The sequence below is a fragment of the Achromobacter deleyi genome, from assembly GCF_902859705.1.
GTDB classification, from domain to species: Bacteria; Pseudomonadota; Gammaproteobacteria; order Burkholderiales; family Burkholderiaceae_B; genus Achromobacter; species Achromobacter deleyi.
In genome coordinates this window covers 46,609-62,165 of record NZ_CADIJO010000013.1, presented here as the reverse complement: position 1 = coordinate 62,165, position 15,557 = coordinate 46,609, and the positions used below count along the sequence as shown (strand labels likewise).

Here is a 15,557-nt window from a genome sequence, read left to right as displayed (position 1 = left end):
TCTGTGGCGTCCAGGTGCTGGGGTGGGGCAAGAATGCCAGCGCGGTCCGGCGCCGGGGACCCAGGGAAATCCACTATGGGACGGGGCGCGCGGACGGGCTGCCGAGGTTTTCAAGTCATTGAATTGAAAAGAGTATTTCAGCCTTTTTGCGCGCCGGGGCCGAGGCTGCAATAACGGGGTGTTATGACGCCTGCCTAAAGATTGATAGCCGGCGGACGGCCTGGCGGCGGCCCAGCCGACAGCGGATCGACAGGCGCGGCGGTCTGCGGCGGCGCATATCCATAGTTGGAAACCTTCGTTGGCCTGCGCGGGGGGGCGCCGTAGCCTGTCTGCTGTGTCATGCGGGGCGTCGCGACACCGCGATGGATGATCGAGGCCGGCGCCCCGCGGTTCTGTGGAGCGTGTGGGGTGAAGTTCTCTCGATTCTGGACCCGGGTGCAACGCCTGGTGGTGGTTCTGATGCTGGGCATGGCCGGGTCCGCCCAGGCGGCCTATCCCGACAAACCGGTACGGCTGGTGCTGCCGCTGGCGCCGGGCGGGGCGATGGACGTATTGGGGCGGGGCCTGGCCGAGCGCCTGGGGGCGCTGTGGAAAGTGCCGGTCATCGTCGAGAACCGGGCCGGCGCCGGCGGCAATATCGCCGCCGACCAGGTGGCGCGGGCCGCGCCCGACGGCTACACCCTGCTGCTGACCGGCGACATGCTGGTGGCCAACCAGACCCTGTTCCAGGGCACCATCAATTACGACCCGATCAAGAGCTTTGCGCCCATCAGCATCGTGGCGGCCACGCCGCCGGTGATCGTGGTGCGGGCGGACTCGCCCATCCACGACATTGCCGGCCTGCGCCAGGCGGCCAGCCAGCAGGTCGTCAATATCGGCACCCCGGGCTACGGCAACAGCAACCACCGCGCGCTGACCCGCCTGCAGCAGCAGGTGCCGGGCACCGTGCAGCACGTGCCCTACAAGGGAGCGGGGCCGGCGGTCGTGGCGCTGCTGGGCGGCGAGATCGATGCCGCCATCGTGGCGCTGCCGGCGGTGTCCAGCCTGATCGCCAACGGCCAGGTCCGCGCGCTGGCGGTGCTGCAGGACAACCGCAGCGACACGGTGCCGCAGGTGCCGACTGCGGCGCAGGTCGGCCTGCGGATGGACGGCGATACCGGCTGGTTCGGCCTGCTGGCGCCGGCCGGCACATCGTCCGACGTGGTCAACGACGTCTGGCGCGCCGTGCGCGAGGCGGTCACCGAACCCGATTTCCGGGCCCGCCTGCTGGCCATCGGCTTTGAACCCATCGCCGACCAGCCCCGGGCCTTCGCCGACCGCATCGCCAGCGACGCCGACAAATTCCCGACGCTGCTGCGCGAAAGCGGCGTGGCGCTGCAATGACACGAACGAGACCGACATGCCCATTCTGAACATCGGCGATGCCGAACTCCACATCGACATCCAGGGCCAGGGCGACGCCGTGCTGGCCCTGGCCCCAGGCGGCATGCTGTCGCATCGTGAACTGTGGCGCGTAACGCGTGACGGCCGGCCGCGTGAGTATCCGGACCCCGTGGCGGCGCTGGCCAGCCAGTACCGCGTCATCGCCCCGGACCAGCGCAACGCCGGCCGCTCGCGCGCGCCGGTGCGGGCCAGCGACGGCTGGACGACCTACGCGCTCGATCACCTGGGCCTGCTGGATGCGCTGGGCGTGCAGCGGTTTCATGTGATCGGCTCGTGCATCGGCTCGTCGTTTGCGCTCAAGCTGTGCGAACTGGCGCCGCAGCGGGTCGTGTCGGCCATCTTGCAGCAGCCCATCGGCATTGCCGGGCAGGACGGCAAGCGCGGCGAATCGTTCGACCAATGGGCCGACACCGTCCGGGCGCGCGACTCTGGCGTGGACGACAGGGCGCTGGACGGCCTGCGGCACAACCTGTTCGGCGGCGATTTCGTCTTCAGCGTCAGCCGCGACTTCGTGCGGCGCAATCCGATTCCGCTGCTCATCCTGGGCGGCAACGACGCGCTGCACCCGCGCGCCGTCTCGCTGGAACTGGCGCAGTTGGCGCCGGCCGCGACGCTGGTCGAAGACTGGAAGGACCAGCCGCAGCGCTATCTGGATGCGATCCAGGGGTTTCTGGCACGGCATCCGGCATAGGGCGGCTCGGCCCCCGGGGGCCGGGTACCCAGAATCAAGTCGTCCAGCAACGTATCGCCGCCCATCTGGCCGCCTTTGAGCATCAATTGCAAGCCGTCGGCCAGCGGGTCGTCGGCATGGGCCAGGCTGACCGTGACGCCGGGCGCGAGCACGCTGTGAAAGCTCAGGCCCCACAGTTTCAGGGCCAGGGCGGCGTGGCTGGAGGTGTCGCCGCCGGCAATGCCCAGGCGCGTCAGGCGCCGCCCGGCCGCAGCGCTGGCGCGGACGATGTCGTGCACCAGCTGGCCCGTGGCGCGGGCCGTGGCGGCGGTCAGCTCGGGCGACAGCGCCGCCTGGGGGGCGTCGGTATGCACTAGCACGTGGCGGCCCTGGGCCAGCGCGGCGGCGGCCGCCTGCACGCGGGCGGCGGCGTAGGCGGTGTCGTCCAGCAGACGCGCCACCTGCAAGGGCTGGCGCTCATACAGCTGGCTGCTCGCCAACTGCCGCGCGGTGACCGGCGACAGGCTGCCGGCCACCACCAGCACGGGGCCGGCCGCGGGCGCAAGCGCGGGCGGGGTCAGCGCGGCGTCCAGCCCGGCTGCGCCGGTCAGCGCCTGCTGCACGCTGCTGGGCCCTACCGCCAGCAGCGGCTGGCGCGCGGCCGCACGCCAGATCAGGCGGCCGATGAGAGGCAGTTGGTCGTCGTCGATCACATCCAGCAGCACGGGGCCGGCGAGCGTATTCAGCTTGCTGTTGATCCATCGATCGATCTCGCCCTGATCGTCGCCTGGCCGCGGCCGCGGATAGGCGGTATGCGGCAGCGACGCGATATCGGGCAGGCCCTGGGCGCCCAGGTGCAGGCGCAGATCGGCTTCCTGCATGGGCGTGACCGGGTGCGCGCGCATGACGGGGTGGCGGTCGATCCGGTGGACGTCGGGCGCGGCGCCCGAGCGCGCATACAGATTGGCGAAGCTGCAATAGCGGCCGATGCCGGGTTGCCCGCCGACGATCGGGATGAATGGATTGGACAGATGGCGCCGCAGTTCGCCGACGGCCGCGCCGATGCTGCCGACGTGCGGCGCGCTGTCGAACGTCGAGCAGCACTTGTAGTGCACCACCCGCGCGCCGGTAGCCGCCAGGTACTGCCCTGCCGGCCGCAAGGCGGCGACCATGTCGGCCGGCGCCATGGCGCGCGCCGCGCCGGCGATGCCCAGGGCGTCCAAGGGCCCCGCGCGCAGCCGTTGCGCGGCCGTGGGCACGCCCAGGAAAAGCAGGCTGCGCCAGCCGGCCAGCGCCACGTGCGCCAGCGTGTCGGTCGCGCCGGTGAAGTCGTCGCCGTACCAGCAGACCTGGGGCGAGGGCGTGTCGGCGCGCGCCGCGGTCATGGCCGGGACCCGAAGAACGCCAGCGCGCGCCGCAGTTCGGGGGCGCTGTCGGCCACCGCCTCCAGGTCCTGCCCGGCGCGCGCCGCCTGCCAGGCCTGGCGGATGCTCTGGACGCCGGCCGCCGGCCCGTCCGGATGCGCGAGGATGCCACCGCCGGCCATGAACAGCAGATCGTCGCTGCGCACCGCGGCCCAGGTCGCCGGCACCGTGCCGGCCCATTGGCCCGACGAGAACGCCGGCATGACGGCGTCGTCGATGCCGGGGGTGAGCGGTGCCAGGCAATCGCGCGCGCTCTCGACCACTTCGGCATCCGTCTGCGAGAACTTGCCCTGCAGACCGTGCACATGCATGTGGTCCACGCCGGCCAGGCGCCAGAGCGTCTGGTAGGCCTGGAAGCCGATGCCCAGCAAGGGGTGGCGAGACAGCGCGCCATAGCCGTTGCGATGCCCGTGCAGCGCCAGGGGCGTGCTGCGGCGCAGGGTCTGGATGGCCGAATACCCGCACCAGTTCAGGCTGGCCATCACGCAGGTGCCTTCCTCGCGCGCGATCAGGTCGGCATGGCGCCGCATGGCGTCGGTTTCGTCGGTGATGTTGAAGGCAACCATGACCTGCCGCCCGGTGCGCTCGCGGTGCGCGCGCACGACGGCCATGACGGCGGCCACGCGCTGCGCCAGCGGGGCGTGCGTGGGGTTGGCGCACACTTCGTCGTCCTTGATGAAGTCCACGCCGGCCGCGCACAGCTGGGCAACCAGGTGCGCGGTCTGCTCGGGCGTCAGGCCGACGTTGGGCTTGATGATGGTGCCGACCAGCGGGCCTTGGGCTACGCCGGTCAACTGGCGCGTGCCGGCAATGCCCGCCAGCGGCATGTCGAACTGGGCGCGGTAGTCGGACGGCAGTTCCAGCTGCTCCAGCCGCAGCCCGGTCAGCTCGCCCAGGTCGTACAGATTGCCGCCGACGGTGGCGGCCAGGGTCGGCAGGTTGGGGCCGATGTTGGCGACTGGAAAGGCGATGCGCACGCGCGCCCGGCGCAGTGGCGCCGACCGCGCGTCCGCCTGGCGGTCAAGCCAGGCATTGGGCAGGCTGGCCGCTGCGGCGGGCGCCAGCGCCTCGACCGATTCCACCTGGGCGCGGGCGCGCGCGCGCAGCTCGTCGGTTTCGCCTTGCACGCGGGTAAAGGTGCCGCAGGATTGCTCGCCCGCCATGACGTCGGCCACGCGGGCCGGGTCCAGCGGGGTTTCGATCAGGTAGGTGGCGCGGATCAATTGGGTGTTCATGGCGCGGGCCGAAGGTCGAGGCGGAAGGCGGGCATCACAGCTGGTTCAGGTCGGGAAAGGGACGCACCGGGTCGCGGCCGTCCCAGTCCTGCGCGCTGGCGCGGATCAGGTCGAACAGGCGGCCCTTGGGGCCGGCCACCTCGGAAAGCTCGATGACCGTGCCCGGGTGGTATTCGGTGTCGAAGTAGATGAAGCGGCCTTTCTCGCCGACCTCGCCGCTCATCTTGGGCACGAAGCCCTGTTGCAGCAGCCGCGCCAGATCGGCGTCGTAGTCCTCGGTCCAGTAGGCCACGTGCTGCAGGCCGGTGCGGCCTGCCTGCAGGAAGTCGCGGTACATCGACGGCACGTCGTTGCGGGTCTGGATCAGTTCGACCTGCACGAAGCCCGAGTTGGCCAGCGCCACCGAGTTGTGCGGCTCGTGGGCCACGCCGTCGTAGCGGTAGTTCACGATGGGCACGGCGGGGTTGTAGAACCAGGGGCCGACGCCCAGCGTGCGGCTCCAGTAGTCCATGGCGGCCTCGATGTCGGGCACCACGTAACCGAGTTGGCGGATTTCGCCTAGAAAACGACTCATGACGGCTCTTTGTAAAGGAAGGGGCGGCCGCAGCCGCCGGGGGCTCAGGGAACGGATTTGAGAAAGCCGGTCGAAAACCAGGGGAAGGCCGCCACGATCACCAGCCCCACCAGCAACGCGCCGATGTAGCCCCAGATCGGGCGGATGCCGGCATTGGGGTCGACGCGGCTGATGGCGCAGGCGCCGTAGTAGCCCACACCGAAAGGCGGGGCGAACAGGCCGATGCCCATGGCGAAGATCACCACCATGGCGTAGTGGACTTCGTGCACGCCGGCCTGCGCCGCCACGGGAAACAGCAGCGGGCCGAACAGCACGATGGCGGGAATGCCTTCCAGCACGCTGCCCAGGATGATGAAGGCCACGATCGAGACCGCCAGAAAGCCGTAGCTGCCGCCGGGCATGCCGGCCATCAACCGGGCCAGGTCGCCCGAGAACCCGGATTGCGTCAGGGCCCAGGCCATGGCGGTGGCGCAGCCGACGATCAGCATGATGGCGCCGGACAGCGATGCGGTCTCGATCAGCATGGGCTTGATCCGCGCCAGGTCGAAGCGCCGGTAGAACACCAGGCCGATCACCACGGAATACACGATGCCGATGGTCGAGACCTCGGTGGCGGTCGCCACGCCTTCGACCACGGCGGCGCGGATCACGAAAGGCAGCGCCACGGCGGGCAGGGCGATGACGAAGTAGCGGCCGATCTCGCGCGGCGAGAAGCGCTGCGCCAGGCTCAGGTCTTCCCGGCGGTAGCGCCACCAGACCACCGAACACAGGGCCAGGCCCAGCACCACGGCGGGCAGCAGGCCTCCGGTGAACAAGGCGGCGATGGACACGCCGGTCACCGACCCGATGGTGATCAGCACGATCGAGGGGGGAATGGTCTCGGTCTGGGCGCCGGTGGCCGAGAGCAGCGCGACCAGGTCGCCGGGCTTGGCGCCGCGCTTCTGCATTTCCGGAAACAGCACCGGCGCAATGGCCGCCATGTCCGCGATCTTGGACCCCGAGATGCCGGACACCAGGTACATCGCGCCGATCAGCACGTACGACAGGCCGCCGCGCACGTGGCCCAGCAGGCTGGCCAGGAACTGGATCATGGCGCGGGCCATGCCGGTCATTTCGATCAGCGACCCCAGGAAGATGAACAGCGGCACGGCCAGCAGCATCAGGTGCGACATGCCTTCGTCCAGGCGTCCCACCATCACCAGCATCGGCGTATGGGTGGTCAGCGCCAGGTACGAGAACGTGGCCAGGGCGAAGGAAAACGCAATGGGCACGCCGGCAAACACGGTGGCGGCGACGATGCCGACAAAGAAGATCAGCAGGTTCAGCTTGCCCAGGCCCGAGAATACCGGCTGCGCCAGCCAGAATGCCGCGACCACGGCCGCCGCCCCGGCCAGCGCCAGCAGCATCTGGGACAGCGTCTGGGTGCGCAGCATCCGCAGCAGGGCGATGACCGCCATCAACCCCATGCCCACCGGAATGGCGGCGGCGCGCCACGCGTTGCTCAGTTCCAGCGCGGGCGTGATGATGAAGTGTTCTTCGTGGGCGTATTCGATGGCCGGCGCCAGGATCAGGACCAGGAACGCCAGCGAAGCGGCCAGCGCGCCCGCTTCCAGCTGCGCGCGGCGCGCGGGCGCGATGTTGTTGACCAGCGCCGTCATGCGCATGTGCTCGCCGCGGCGCAGCGCCACCACGGCGCCCAGCATCGACAGCCAGAGAAACAGGATCGAGGCCAGCTCGTCGGACCAGACCAGCGGGCTATGAAAGACATAGCGCGCAACGACGCCCGCGAACAGGACCAGGATCTCGATCAGCACGATGGCGGCGGCGGCCAGCTCGACCAGGCTGCCGAGCGCCGCGTCCAGCGCCTGGGCCGCGCGCCGCAGCGGATGCGCGGGCAAGAGCGGCGTGCTGGCGTGGGGAGGGGATAGCGAAGCCATGTCCGCGTCCTCAGGCGAGCTTGCCGACGGCCTGTTCCAGCAGCGTCCAGGCGTCCTGGCCAAAGCGCTGCTGCCATTCGCTGTAGAAGCCCGCGCGGCGCAACTGTTCGCGGAAGCTGTCGGCCGACGGCTGGTTGAATTGCAGGCCCTTGGCTTCCAGGTCGGCCTGGACCGAGGCGTTGAGCTTCTTGATGTCTTCGCGCTGCGCCAGGCCGGCCTCGTTGATGCCGCGCGCCACCACGGTCTTCAGGTCCTCGGGCAGGCCTTCCCACATGCGGCCGTTGGCAATGAACCAGTAGCCGTCCCAGATGTGGTTGGTCAGCGAGCAGTATTTCTGCACTTCGTACAGCTTGGCGACCTGGATGATCGGCAGCGGGTTTTCCTGCGCGTCCACCACCTTGGTCTGCAATGAGGAATAGACCTCGCTGAACTGCAGGCTGGCGGGGGCGGCGCCCAGGCCCTTGAACATCGAGATCGGCAAGGGGCTGACGGGCACGCGGATCTTCAGTCCGCCCATGTCCGCGGCGCTGGCGACCGGCGCCTTGCTGCTGGTGGTCTGGCGAAAGCCGTTGTCCCACATTTTCTCGAAGGCATAGAGCCGGCGCTGCGCGATGGCCGCCCGCACGTGGGCGCCCAGGGCGCCATCCATGGCGCCCCACACCTGGCCGTAGTCCTTGAAGGCAAAGCCCACGGCGTTGATCGCGGCCACCGGCACCAGCGTGGCGATGACCAGCGCCGACGGCGTGAAGAAGTCGATGCCGCCCGAGCGCACCTGCGCCAGCATGTCGGTGTCGCCGCCCAGCTGGTTGTTGGGGAAGATCTTGATGTCGACGCGGCCGTTGCTTTCCTTCAGGATGCGATCGGCCGCTTCCTGGGCGCGGATGTTCAGCGGATGCGTGACGGGCAGGTTGTTGCCGTACTTGAGCGAGTAGTCGGCCGCGCGGGCGATCAACGGGAAACCGCCGCCCAGGGCGGCTGCGGCGGGCAGGGCGCACAGGCGGCGCAGGGCACTGCGGCGGGTGAGCAGCTTCATGGTTGTCTCCAGAATCGTAGTTATGATGTTTTTTGAGGTGCCACAACAATCCGACTACCCTGCGGCATCCCGGACAATAGTGAACCGGCGCTATCATCGTCAAACCTGAAAAATGATGGGTTTTGATGTGAATCGAAATTCTCGAGAACGCAAGCTGGCCACCCTGGCCGATGTGGCGGCGCTGGCCGGCGTGTCCAGCGCCACGGCCGACCGCGTGTTGCACCGGCGCCCCGGCGTGCGCAGCAGCACGGCGCAGCGCGTGTTGAAGGCCGCCGCCGAACTCGACTATCTGCCCGAAGGGGGCCTGCAGGCGGCCATGGCGCCCGACCCCATGCGTCTGGTCATCCTGCTGCCGCGCGGCAGCAACCGATTCCTGCGCATGCTGGGCGACAGCGTGAGCTACGCGCACGAGCACGTCGCGCCGTTCAATGCACGGTGCCAGGTCGACTACGTGGAAAGCTTCAATCCGCAGGCCTTGGCCGAGGCGCTGGCCCATCATGGCAAGCGCGCCGACGGCATCGCCTTCATGGCGCTGGAGCACCCCGTGGTTCGCGAAGCCGTGGCCGCTCTGGCGCAGCGGGGCGTGCCCACGGTGACGCTGATTTCCGACCTGGCCAACAGCGCGCGCGTGGCCTATGTGGGGCTGGACAACCGCGCCGCCGGCCGCACGGCCGGCTACCTGCTGGCGCGCTTCATCGGGCCGCGCGCGGCACACGTGGCGTTGATCGCAGGCTCGCGCCATTACCGGGCGCATGAAGAACGCGAAGGCGGCTTCCTGCAGCTCTATGCGGAGCAGTTCCAGGCCATGCAGGTAGTCGACCTGCGCGAAGGCTATGACGACGCCCAGCGCAACTACGAACAGACGCGGCACCTGCTGGAGCAGTATCCGCAGCTGGCCGGCATCTACAACATCGGCGGCGCTTCGGACGGCGTTGCGCGGGCGCTGAAAGAAGCCGGCCTGCAGCACAAGGTGGTATTCATCGGCCACGGCCTGACCCCGGACACGCGGGCCTTGCTGATCGACGGCACCATGGACGCCGTCATCACGCAAAGCCCGGTCGAGGCCTTGATGAGCTGCGTGCGGATCTTCTGCAATGTGCGCGACAGACGCGGCGCGATGACCGGCGTGGAATTGAACCGCAGCCAGGTCGTCTTTCGCGAGAACCTGCCCTAGCCGGGGCGGCCAGGCGGTGCTGTTCGCATCATGGGGCTGGCTTCATGAGGCCGACATCATGGGGCCAGCTTCATGATGCCCGCTTCATGAGGTCTCGCTTCACGAGGCCGCCACGGCCTGCCTGGCCTGCCGCGTGACGCGTTCCAGCAGGCCGCTGGCCGCGCTGCCGGCCAGCGCAAACCCCACCGCCGCCCACAGCGCCCAGGTGGCCCCCAGCCGGGCATTCACGGCAAAGCATGCCGCCACGAAGGCCGCGCCCATCGTCTGCCCCAGCAGTCGGGCCAGGCCCGACAGGCCGCTGGCCACGCTGGCGCGATGCGCAGGCACGCTGAACATGATGAAGCGCTGATTGGGCGACAGGAACAGGCCAAAGCCCGTGCCGCACAGCGCCATGGGCAGCATCACCGCCCACATCGGCGCGCCGGCCGGCAGCGCGCTCACGCACCCAAGGCCTGCGGCCAGCAAGGCCAGGCCGATCAGGCCCAGCAGGCCGGCGGAAATCCGGTCCGACCACTTGCCCGAGAACGGCGCCAGGCAGGCGCCCATCACGGGCCACGGCGCGATCAGCAGGCCGACCTCGGCAATGTCGCGGCCCAGCGTCTGGTTCAAGAGAAAGGGCAGCGCCACCATGGCCGCGCCCTGGGCAGCGAACGCCAGCACGCAGATCAGCACCGACGTCGAGAACGGCGGCAGGCGCAGCAGGTCCAGCGGCACGATGGCGTGCGCATTGGCGCGTTCGCGCCTGAGCAGCAGCGCCCAGCACGCCAGGCCCAGGCCCCAGACCAGCGCGGCGCCCCAGTCCGGCGTGGCCACGCGTTCCAGGCCCAGCACCGCCAGGCCAAAGGCCAGTGCGCAAAGCACGGCCGCGCCCGCGTCCAGCGCCTTGCCGTCGCCGGGCCTGCGGGGCAGGTGGCCGCCGGCCAGAGCCAGTGCCACCAGGCAGAACGGCACGTTGACGTAGAACAGCCAGTGCCAGCTCAGCACTGTCAGCATGGCCGAAGCCAGCACCGGCCCGCCGGCCAGCGAGGCCGCTGCGATCATGGCGTTCAGGCCCATGCCCCGGCCCAGTTGTTCCTTCGGATAGATGGCGGTGACCAGCGCCATGTTGCAACCCATCAGCGCCGCGGCGGCCAGGCCCTGCACCGCCCGCGCGGCTTCCAGCGACCACAGCGACGGTGCCGCGCCGCACCACACCGAGGCCACCAGGAACAGCCACAGCGCCGGCATGAACACCCGCCGGTGGCCGATCTTGCCGGCCAGCGCCGCCAGCGGCAGCATCGTCGCCACCATGACCAGCTGATAGATCGTGACCACACCGATCACGTCCGCCGCGCTGACGCCCAGTTGCGTGGCAATCGACGGCAGCGCCGTGTTGGTCATGGACGTGTCCAGCGTCGCCATCGAGATGGACAGGGAGACGGCCAGCATCGCATAGCGGCGGGCGGCAGGCGTCAGGGGGGCGGGGGGAAGGGGAGAGGCAGACATGGGGAGAACTGGAAAACGGAGGGCAGGGCCCAAGTATGGAAGTCCCCAGCCTTGCAGGGAATAGCAAAATCTGTAAAGCAGCCTTGCAAATATGAAATACTGAAGGCGCATGAAACCGCGACGGAAAGACGTGAAGGGCAGGCATATGGTGAACAGATCGGAAGGCATGGCGCTGCTGGTGGCAGCGGTGGACCAGGGCAGTCTCAGCGGCGCGTCGCGCGTCAGCGGGATTTCACTGGCGTCGGTCAGCCGGCACCTGAGCGCGCTGGAAGAACGCCTGGGCACGCGGCTGCTGGTGCGCTCGACCCGGGCCCTGCGCCTGACCGAAGCCGGCCAGCGCTATTACGCCGAGGCCAAGCGCCTGTTGGCCGACATCGACGAACTTGAAAGCAGCATGCAGACCGACGCCGCCGAACCCTCGGGCCGGCTGCGCGTCACCGCACCGACGTTGTACGGCCGGGTGCATTTGCAGCCTTTGCTGGCCAAGTTCCTGATGCGCCACCCCAACGTGACGCTGGACCTGCACCTGCTCGACCGCCCGGTCAATCTGCTGGAAGAAGGCATCGACCTGGCCGTGCTGGTGGGCGAGCAGCCCAGCTCCAGCCTGGTCGCGCGGCGGCTGGGGTCGATCCGCTGGGTCCTGAGCGCCTCACCCGACTACCTGGCGCGGCGTGGCAAGCCCGCCAACCTGCACGACCTGGCGCAGCACGACGGCCTGGTCTACAGCCACCAGGCGAACGAAGAGATGTGGACCCTGATGCAAGGCGGCCAGCCCGTCACGGTGCGGGTGCCCACGCGGATGCGCTCGAACACGGTGGACGGCGTGGTGACCGCGGCGGCGGCCGGCGCCGGCATTGTCTTTGCCCCGGCCTGGGCCATCGCCGACCACGTCGCGGCGGGTCGGCTGGTGCCCTTGCTGCCGGAAGCGGAACCGCCGCCGCGGCCCGTGTTCGCGCTGATGACCCATCAGCGGCTGATGGCCAGCAAGGTGCGGTCGCTGGTGGAATACCTGGCCGGGCACCTGCGGGAAAAGGCGCTGAACGATCTGTAAGGCAGGCGGTGGCGGGCAAGCGGCTTACGACAGTCCCAGCCCCAGCAGCATCAGGAAAGCGCCGAACAGCACAAAGTGCGTCATGCCTTCAATGGCGTTGGTCTGCCCGTCGTTCAGGTTGATCGCCGCCACCAGCAGCGTGACCAGCATCATCAGGGTCTGCAGCGGCGTCAGGGCAATGTCGATGCGCTGCCCGGTGAACAGCGCCATCGCCTCCATCGCGGGCACGGTCAGGATCACCGTGGACAGGGACGCGCCCAGCGCGATATTGACCACCGACTGCATCCGGTTGGCCAAGGCGGCGCGCAGCGCGGTCAACATTTCCGGGGCGGCCGAAATGCCCGCCACCACCAGCGCCACCAGGCCCATGGGGATGTCCATACCCGCCAGGCCGCGATTCAGTGAATGGGACATCAGTTCGGCCAGCGCGCCCACCGCGGCGATGCCCACCGCCATGACGACGACCGATTGGCGCCGGTTGGGGTAAGCCGAGTCCGGCGACGGCGGGCGGATTTTCTTGTCGGGGTAGCTGTAGCTGAAGAAATAGCTGTGCGGCCCGGTCTGCATCCGCAGGAACACCCCGTACAGCAGCAGCATCGCCACGATCGTGAAGCTGCTGTAGGCGCGCCAATTGGCATCGGGAACCAGCTCGGGAATGACCATGGACACCGCCACGGCGGTCAGGATCATGACGCTGTAGGTGCGTGCGGAATCGTCGTTGTAAGACTGTTCACCGTGCTTGAAACCGCCGATCAGCGCCGCCACGCCCAGGATGCCGTTGATGTCGAGCATGACGGCGGAATAGATACTGTCGCGCACCAGGGTGGGCGAACCCGCCTTGGACGACACGATCGCCAAGACGATGACTTCCACCACCACCGCCGACAGCGTCAGGATCATGCTGCCATAGGGGTCGCCCACTTTGCGGGCAATGCGTTCGGCATGCCGCGCCACGCTCAGCGAGGCCGCCAGGATGGCGGCGATGAACACGCCCGTTTCGGCCAGCCCCGCCAGCCGGCCGACCTCGGCCAGGCGGGCGTCGACCAGGTAACCCGCGACGGCAATCGCGCAGGCCAACAGCAGAAATTTTTCCGACAGCAGAATCGATTTCATTGGCTAAGGGGCGGTCCGGGACAGGGTGAGGCTAGCACGGGCACGCGACTTGCTACGGTGCGTCGGCCATATCCGATGGCTCTCCAGGAGTGCATGCCATGCCTACCCCCTTGCTTGGAACCTATGCTGCCCCGCAGCAACCCGTGGTCACCGAAGCCGAACGATGCGCCCGCCGCACCCTGGAAGCCGCCCAACGGCTTCTGCATCCCGACCAGCCTCCCCTCAGCACGACCTCGACGATCGAGCTTGAGCTGGCGCGGTACGTCAAGGCGGCCTATGTGCCGCGCAAATCCGTCTGGGCGGACGGCTGAGCGGGGGCGTCACGACGGCGCCAGAAAGCGGGACGCCAGGTTGAGCAGCGTCAGCAGACCCGTCCCGATCAGCCACAGCATCACGGCCGGCCACAAGCGCATGAGTTGTGTGCGACGGGCCGCCCGTGGCGTGTCCGTCGGCGGCGCTGCCGCCTGAAGACAGTCGGCGTTGGCGGCGGCAAGCGGACGCAGCGGCGCCCCTGGCTGGGGCGACACCAGCGTATTGCCGATCAAGGTAGAGGACGAAGCAATTTCCGGGGAGATCACGGTAAATCCTGCCTTCGGCGTCGGTGCTGGCCCGCTGAGATGGGTGAAGGGGGATTGCCGGGGAGCAAGCACCGTGCCGTGATCGGTGGGGCGTTGCGGATTGTCACCAAGTTGAAAAAGGCCGGGCGGCATTGCGCCGCCACGGCCTGGCGCATGATGCCGCTATTTCTTGGCCAGGAATGCCGCCACCAAGGCGTTGGCATGCCCGTGCCCCATCTGGTGCTGGGTCTTCAGGCAATTGACCAGTTCCATGTGCTTGAGCGGGCCAGCCTTTTTCAGCACCTCCATCCAATGCGAGATGGGCTTGCCGTAGTTCTTTTCAATGGACGGAAAGTAGGACGCGGGTCCTTTTACCTGGGCTGTCTCGGCCATAGGGGCTCCTTTGATGGGGCTTGTCTTGGCCCGCAGGCCATTGTTCTGGTTCGGCATTCTGACGCAGTTGCCTGGCGCTGGCTAGCGGGGCATGCCACCCGCCGCCAAGGTGCAAGAGCAGCAAGAATCAGAGTGCCCGATGCCCCTGTTTTTCCTATTCTCTTCCCCATGGTTCCTGTGAAAGCCCACCCGCCTGCCATGGTCAAGACCTATACGCTGATCGGGCGCGACGGCCTGTCCTATGCGAGCGTCACGCCTGGCGCTTTCGGGGGGCATCGTGGCGGCAGGCTGTACGGACGCCTGGATTGTCGGGCGGCGTTGCGGGCGATTGCGCGCGGAGGCTATGCCAATCAACGCGTGTTCTTTGCCGACGAAGCGGCCGCTATTGCGGCCGGCTATCGGCCGTGCGCGGTTTGTCTACCGCGGGAATATGCGCGGTGGAAGCAAGACAGGCTGCGCTAGTCCGTTGGGGCGCCATCACGGCAACTGCCGCCGAACGCTATCAGCCCCTTGCCGCGGGTACTGGCAGCCCCATCAGATGGGAAACCAGCAAGCCGGCCGCCCGGGTCAACGGCCGGTTGGGGTTGGTGGCCAGGACCAGGTCGCGTTTGGCCCAGGCGTCGGTCAGCTTCACGGCCCGTAGCCTGCCCGGCTGCAGCCGGTGGGCGCAGGCGCCCGCGGGCAGCACGCCGATGCCCAGGTTGTTGGCGATCATCTCGGCCATGGCATCGAAACTTCTGACCTGGACGCGCAGGCGCAAGGGCCGTCCGGCCTCTTGGGCGGCCGCGCGGATCAGGTTCAGCAACGAACTGCCCCGGTTCAGGCCGACGAAATCGTAGTCCAGGCATGCTTCGAAGGCGATCTTCTTGCGCGCGGCGACCGGGTGCGACGCCGCGACCAGCAAGACCAGTTCATCCGTCTGGAAGGGCTGCACGTCCAGCCCGTCGGCGGGCACGCCGCCAACGAACACGCCAATGTCCGCAATGCCGTCGATGAGCGCCGGCACGATATCGCCGGACAGCTGCTCTTCGACTTCGACGTGGGTGTCGGGGTAGCGGGCCAGAAAGCGCGAGAGCGCGGCGGGCAGGAATTCCACCAGCGCGGACATGTTGGCCCATAACCGGATGTGGCCGCGCGAGCCGTTCGAGTATTCATCCAGTTCGTTGCCGAACAGTTCAAAGCCCTGGAACAGGCGCAGCGCATGTTGCAGGGCGATGTGCCCGGCCGGGGTGAGCCGCACGCCTTGTGAGCGGCGTTCAAGCAGCACGGCCTTGGCGGCGGCTTCGAAGTCGGCGATGCGGCGGCTGGCGGCGGAGAGCGCCAGGTTGCAGCGCGCGGCGCCTTTGGTCAGGCTGCCCGTCTCGGCGACGGCACAGAACAAGCGCAACGTAACAAAATCGACTCTGGCCGGATTCATCATCAACCCTTCGCGTTTTGCGAATTGATAATCTCGAAATAGCAATTCTGC

General features: G+C 68.4%; 16 protein-coding genes. 6 read left to right on the top strand and 10 right to left on the bottom strand.

Annotation, left to right across the window (positions count from 1 at the left end; genetic code table 11):
- The first annotated feature begins 408 nt into the window (after nt 1-408).
- Both HV798_RS18915 and HV798_RS18910 read left to right on the top strand, forming a co-directional pair.
- Nucleotides 409-1,383, top strand: coding sequence for a Bug family tripartite tricarboxylate transporter substrate binding protein (locus HV798_RS18915; protein ID WP_175193167.1), 975 nt, complete (start codon nt 409-411; stop codon nt 1,381-1,383).
- Nucleotides 1,384-1,399: 16 nt separating this feature from the next.
- On the top strand, nt 1,400-2,134 hold the full coding sequence (locus HV798_RS18910) for an alpha/beta fold hydrolase (protein ID WP_175193168.1): 735 nt from the start codon (nt 1,400-1,402) through the stop codon (nt 2,132-2,134).
- Here HV798_RS18910 and HV798_RS18905 read toward each other — a convergent pair.
- From HV798_RS18905 to HV798_RS18885, 5 genes are read right to left on the bottom strand one after another with little or no spacing between them, the layout of a single operon-like run.
- Complete coding sequence (locus HV798_RS18905) at nt 2,089-3,498, bottom strand: four-carbon acid sugar kinase family protein (RefSeq protein WP_175216485.1); 1,410 nt, start codon at nt 3,496-3,498, stop codon at nt 2,089-2,091. The genes HV798_RS18910 and HV798_RS18905 overlap by 46 nt on opposite strands.
- Nucleotides 3,495-4,772 carry a ribulose-bisphosphate carboxylase large subunit family protein gene (locus HV798_RS18900; RefSeq protein WP_175193170.1) on the bottom strand — a complete coding sequence of 426 codons (1,278 nt, stop codon included), beginning with the start codon at nt 4,770-4,772 and terminating at the stop codon, nt 3,495-3,497. The genes HV798_RS18905 and HV798_RS18900 overlap by 4 nt, the downstream gene beginning before the upstream one ends.
- 34 nt (nt 4,773-4,806) lie before the next feature.
- Nucleotides 4,807-5,346 carry a VOC family protein gene (locus HV798_RS18895; protein ID WP_175193171.1) on the bottom strand — a complete coding sequence of 180 codons (540 nt, stop codon included), beginning with the start codon at nt 5,344-5,346 and terminating at the stop codon, nt 4,807-4,809.
- 44 nt (nt 5,347-5,390) lie between these two features.
- Nucleotides 5,391-7,283 carry a TRAP transporter large permease gene (locus tag HV798_RS18890; protein ID WP_175193172.1) on the bottom strand — a complete coding sequence of 631 codons (1,893 nt, stop codon included), beginning with the start codon at nt 7,281-7,283 and terminating at the stop codon, nt 5,391-5,393.
- Between the two features lie 10 nt (nt 7,284-7,293).
- On the bottom strand, nt 7,294-8,316 hold the full coding sequence (locus tag HV798_RS18885; RefSeq protein WP_175193173.1) for a TRAP transporter substrate-binding protein: 1,023 nt from the start codon (nt 8,314-8,316) through the stop codon (nt 7,294-7,296).
- A gap of 112 nt (nt 8,317-8,428) precedes the next feature.
- Between HV798_RS18885 and HV798_RS18880 the strand changes: the two genes are divergently transcribed.
- Entirely contained in the window at nt 8,429-9,490 is a 1,062-nt protein-coding gene (locus HV798_RS18880) for a LacI family DNA-binding transcriptional regulator (RefSeq protein ID WP_175193174.1), read from the top strand.
- A 99-nt stretch (nt 9,491-9,589) separates the two neighbouring features.
- Here the strand turns inward: HV798_RS18880 and HV798_RS18875 are convergent, their stop codons facing one another.
- Nucleotides 9,590-10,975: an MFS transporter gene (locus tag HV798_RS18875; protein WP_246288934.1), complete on the bottom strand. Its 1,386-nt coding sequence runs from the start codon at nt 10,973-10,975 to the stop codon at nt 9,590-9,592.
- A 145-nt stretch (nt 10,976-11,120) separates the two neighbouring features.
- On the opposite strand from HV798_RS18875, the gene HV798_RS18870 reads away from it, so the two are divergent.
- The gene (locus tag HV798_RS18870) at nt 11,121-12,026 is read left to right on the top strand and encodes a LysR family transcriptional regulator (protein ID WP_175193175.1); all 906 of its coding nucleotides are present in this window, start codon (nt 11,121-11,123) and stop codon (nt 12,024-12,026) included.
- Between the two features lie 24 nt (nt 12,027-12,050).
- Here the strand turns inward: HV798_RS18870 and HV798_RS18865 are convergent, their stop codons facing one another.
- The gene (locus HV798_RS18865) at nt 12,051-13,139 is read right to left on the bottom strand and encodes a calcium:cation antiporter (protein ID WP_175193176.1); all 1,089 of its coding nucleotides are present in this window, start codon (nt 13,137-13,139) and stop codon (nt 12,051-12,053) included.
- A gap of 98 nt (nt 13,140-13,237) precedes the next feature.
- Between HV798_RS18865 and HV798_RS18860 the strand changes: the two genes are divergently transcribed.
- Complete coding sequence (locus HV798_RS18860) at nt 13,238-13,450, top strand: hypothetical protein (RefSeq protein ID WP_157838867.1); 213 nt, start codon at nt 13,238-13,240, stop codon at nt 13,448-13,450.
- A gap of 9 nt (nt 13,451-13,459) precedes the next feature.
- On the opposite strand, the gene HV798_RS18855 is transcribed toward HV798_RS18860, so the two are convergent.
- Entirely contained in the window at nt 13,460-13,717 is a 258-nt protein-coding gene (locus HV798_RS18855) for a hypothetical protein (RefSeq protein WP_175193177.1), read from the bottom strand.
- A gap of 162 nt (nt 13,718-13,879) precedes the next feature.
- The gene (locus tag HV798_RS18850) at nt 13,880-14,089 is read right to left on the bottom strand and encodes a DUF4287 domain-containing protein (RefSeq protein ID WP_175193178.1); all 210 of its coding nucleotides are present in this window, start codon (nt 14,087-14,089) and stop codon (nt 13,880-13,882) included.
- A 198-nt stretch (nt 14,090-14,287) separates the two neighbouring features.
- On the opposite strand from HV798_RS18850, the gene HV798_RS18845 reads away from it, so the two are divergent.
- Nucleotides 14,288-14,551 carry an Ada metal-binding domain-containing protein gene (locus tag HV798_RS18845; protein WP_175193179.1) on the top strand — a complete coding sequence of 88 codons (264 nt, stop codon included), beginning with the start codon at nt 14,288-14,290 and terminating at the stop codon, nt 14,549-14,551.
- Nucleotides 14,552-14,591: 40 nt separating this feature from the next.
- Here the strand turns inward: HV798_RS18845 and HV798_RS18840 are convergent, their stop codons facing one another.
- The gene (locus HV798_RS18840; RefSeq protein ID WP_175193180.1) at nt 14,592-15,509 is read right to left on the bottom strand and encodes a LysR family transcriptional regulator; all 918 of its coding nucleotides are present in this window, start codon (nt 15,507-15,509) and stop codon (nt 14,592-14,594) included.
- Nucleotides 15,510-15,557 lie beyond the last annotated feature (48 nt).

Bases quoted from the DNA above. Each gene is read 5' to 3' on its own strand.
- HV798_RS18845 (WP_175193179.1), top strand. From the start codon at position 14,288: ATGGTCAAGACCTATACGCTGATCGGGCGCGACGGCCTGTCCTATGCG.
- HV798_RS18900 (WP_175193170.1), bottom strand. From the start codon at position 4,772: ATGAACACCCAATTGATCCGCGCCACCTACCTGATCGAAACCCCGCTG.
- HV798_RS18875 (WP_246288934.1), bottom strand. From the start codon at position 10,975: ATGTCTGCCTCTCCCCTTCCCCCCGCCCCCCTGACGCCTGCCGCCCGC.
- HV798_RS18890 (WP_175193172.1), bottom strand. From the start codon at position 7,283: ATGGCTTCGCTATCCCCTCCCCACGCCAGCACGCCGCTCTTGCCCGCG.
- HV798_RS18840 (WP_175193180.1), bottom strand. From the start codon at position 15,509: ATGATGAATCCGGCCAGAGTCGATTTTGTTACGTTGCGCTTGTTCTGT.
- HV798_RS18910 (WP_175193168.1), top strand. From the start codon at position 1,400: ATGCCCATTCTGAACATCGGCGATGCCGAACTCCACATCGACATCCAG.
- HV798_RS18850 (WP_175193178.1), bottom strand. From the start codon at position 14,089: ATGGCCGAGACAGCCCAGGTAAAAGGACCCGCGTCCTACTTTCCGTCC.
- HV798_RS18865 (WP_175193176.1), bottom strand. From the start codon at position 13,139: ATGAAATCGATTCTGCTGTCGGAAAAATTTCTGCTGTTGGCCTGCGCG.
- HV798_RS18860 (WP_157838867.1), top strand. From the start codon at position 13,238: ATGCCTACCCCCTTGCTTGGAACCTATGCTGCCCCGCAGCAACCCGTG.
- HV798_RS18880 (WP_175193174.1), top strand. From the start codon at position 8,429: ATGATGGGTTTTGATGTGAATCGAAATTCTCGAGAACGCAAGCTGGCC.
- HV798_RS18885 (WP_175193173.1), bottom strand. From the start codon at position 8,316: ATGAAGCTGCTCACCCGCCGCAGTGCCCTGCGCCGCCTGTGCGCCCTG.
- HV798_RS18870 (WP_175193175.1), top strand. From the start codon at position 11,121: ATGGTGAACAGATCGGAAGGCATGGCGCTGCTGGTGGCAGCGGTGGAC.
- HV798_RS18895 (WP_175193171.1), bottom strand. From the start codon at position 5,346: ATGAGTCGTTTTCTAGGCGAAATCCGCCAACTCGGTTACGTGGTGCCC.
- HV798_RS18905 (WP_175216485.1), bottom strand. From the start codon at position 3,498: ATGACCGCGGCGCGCGCCGACACGCCCTCGCCCCAGGTCTGCTGGTAC.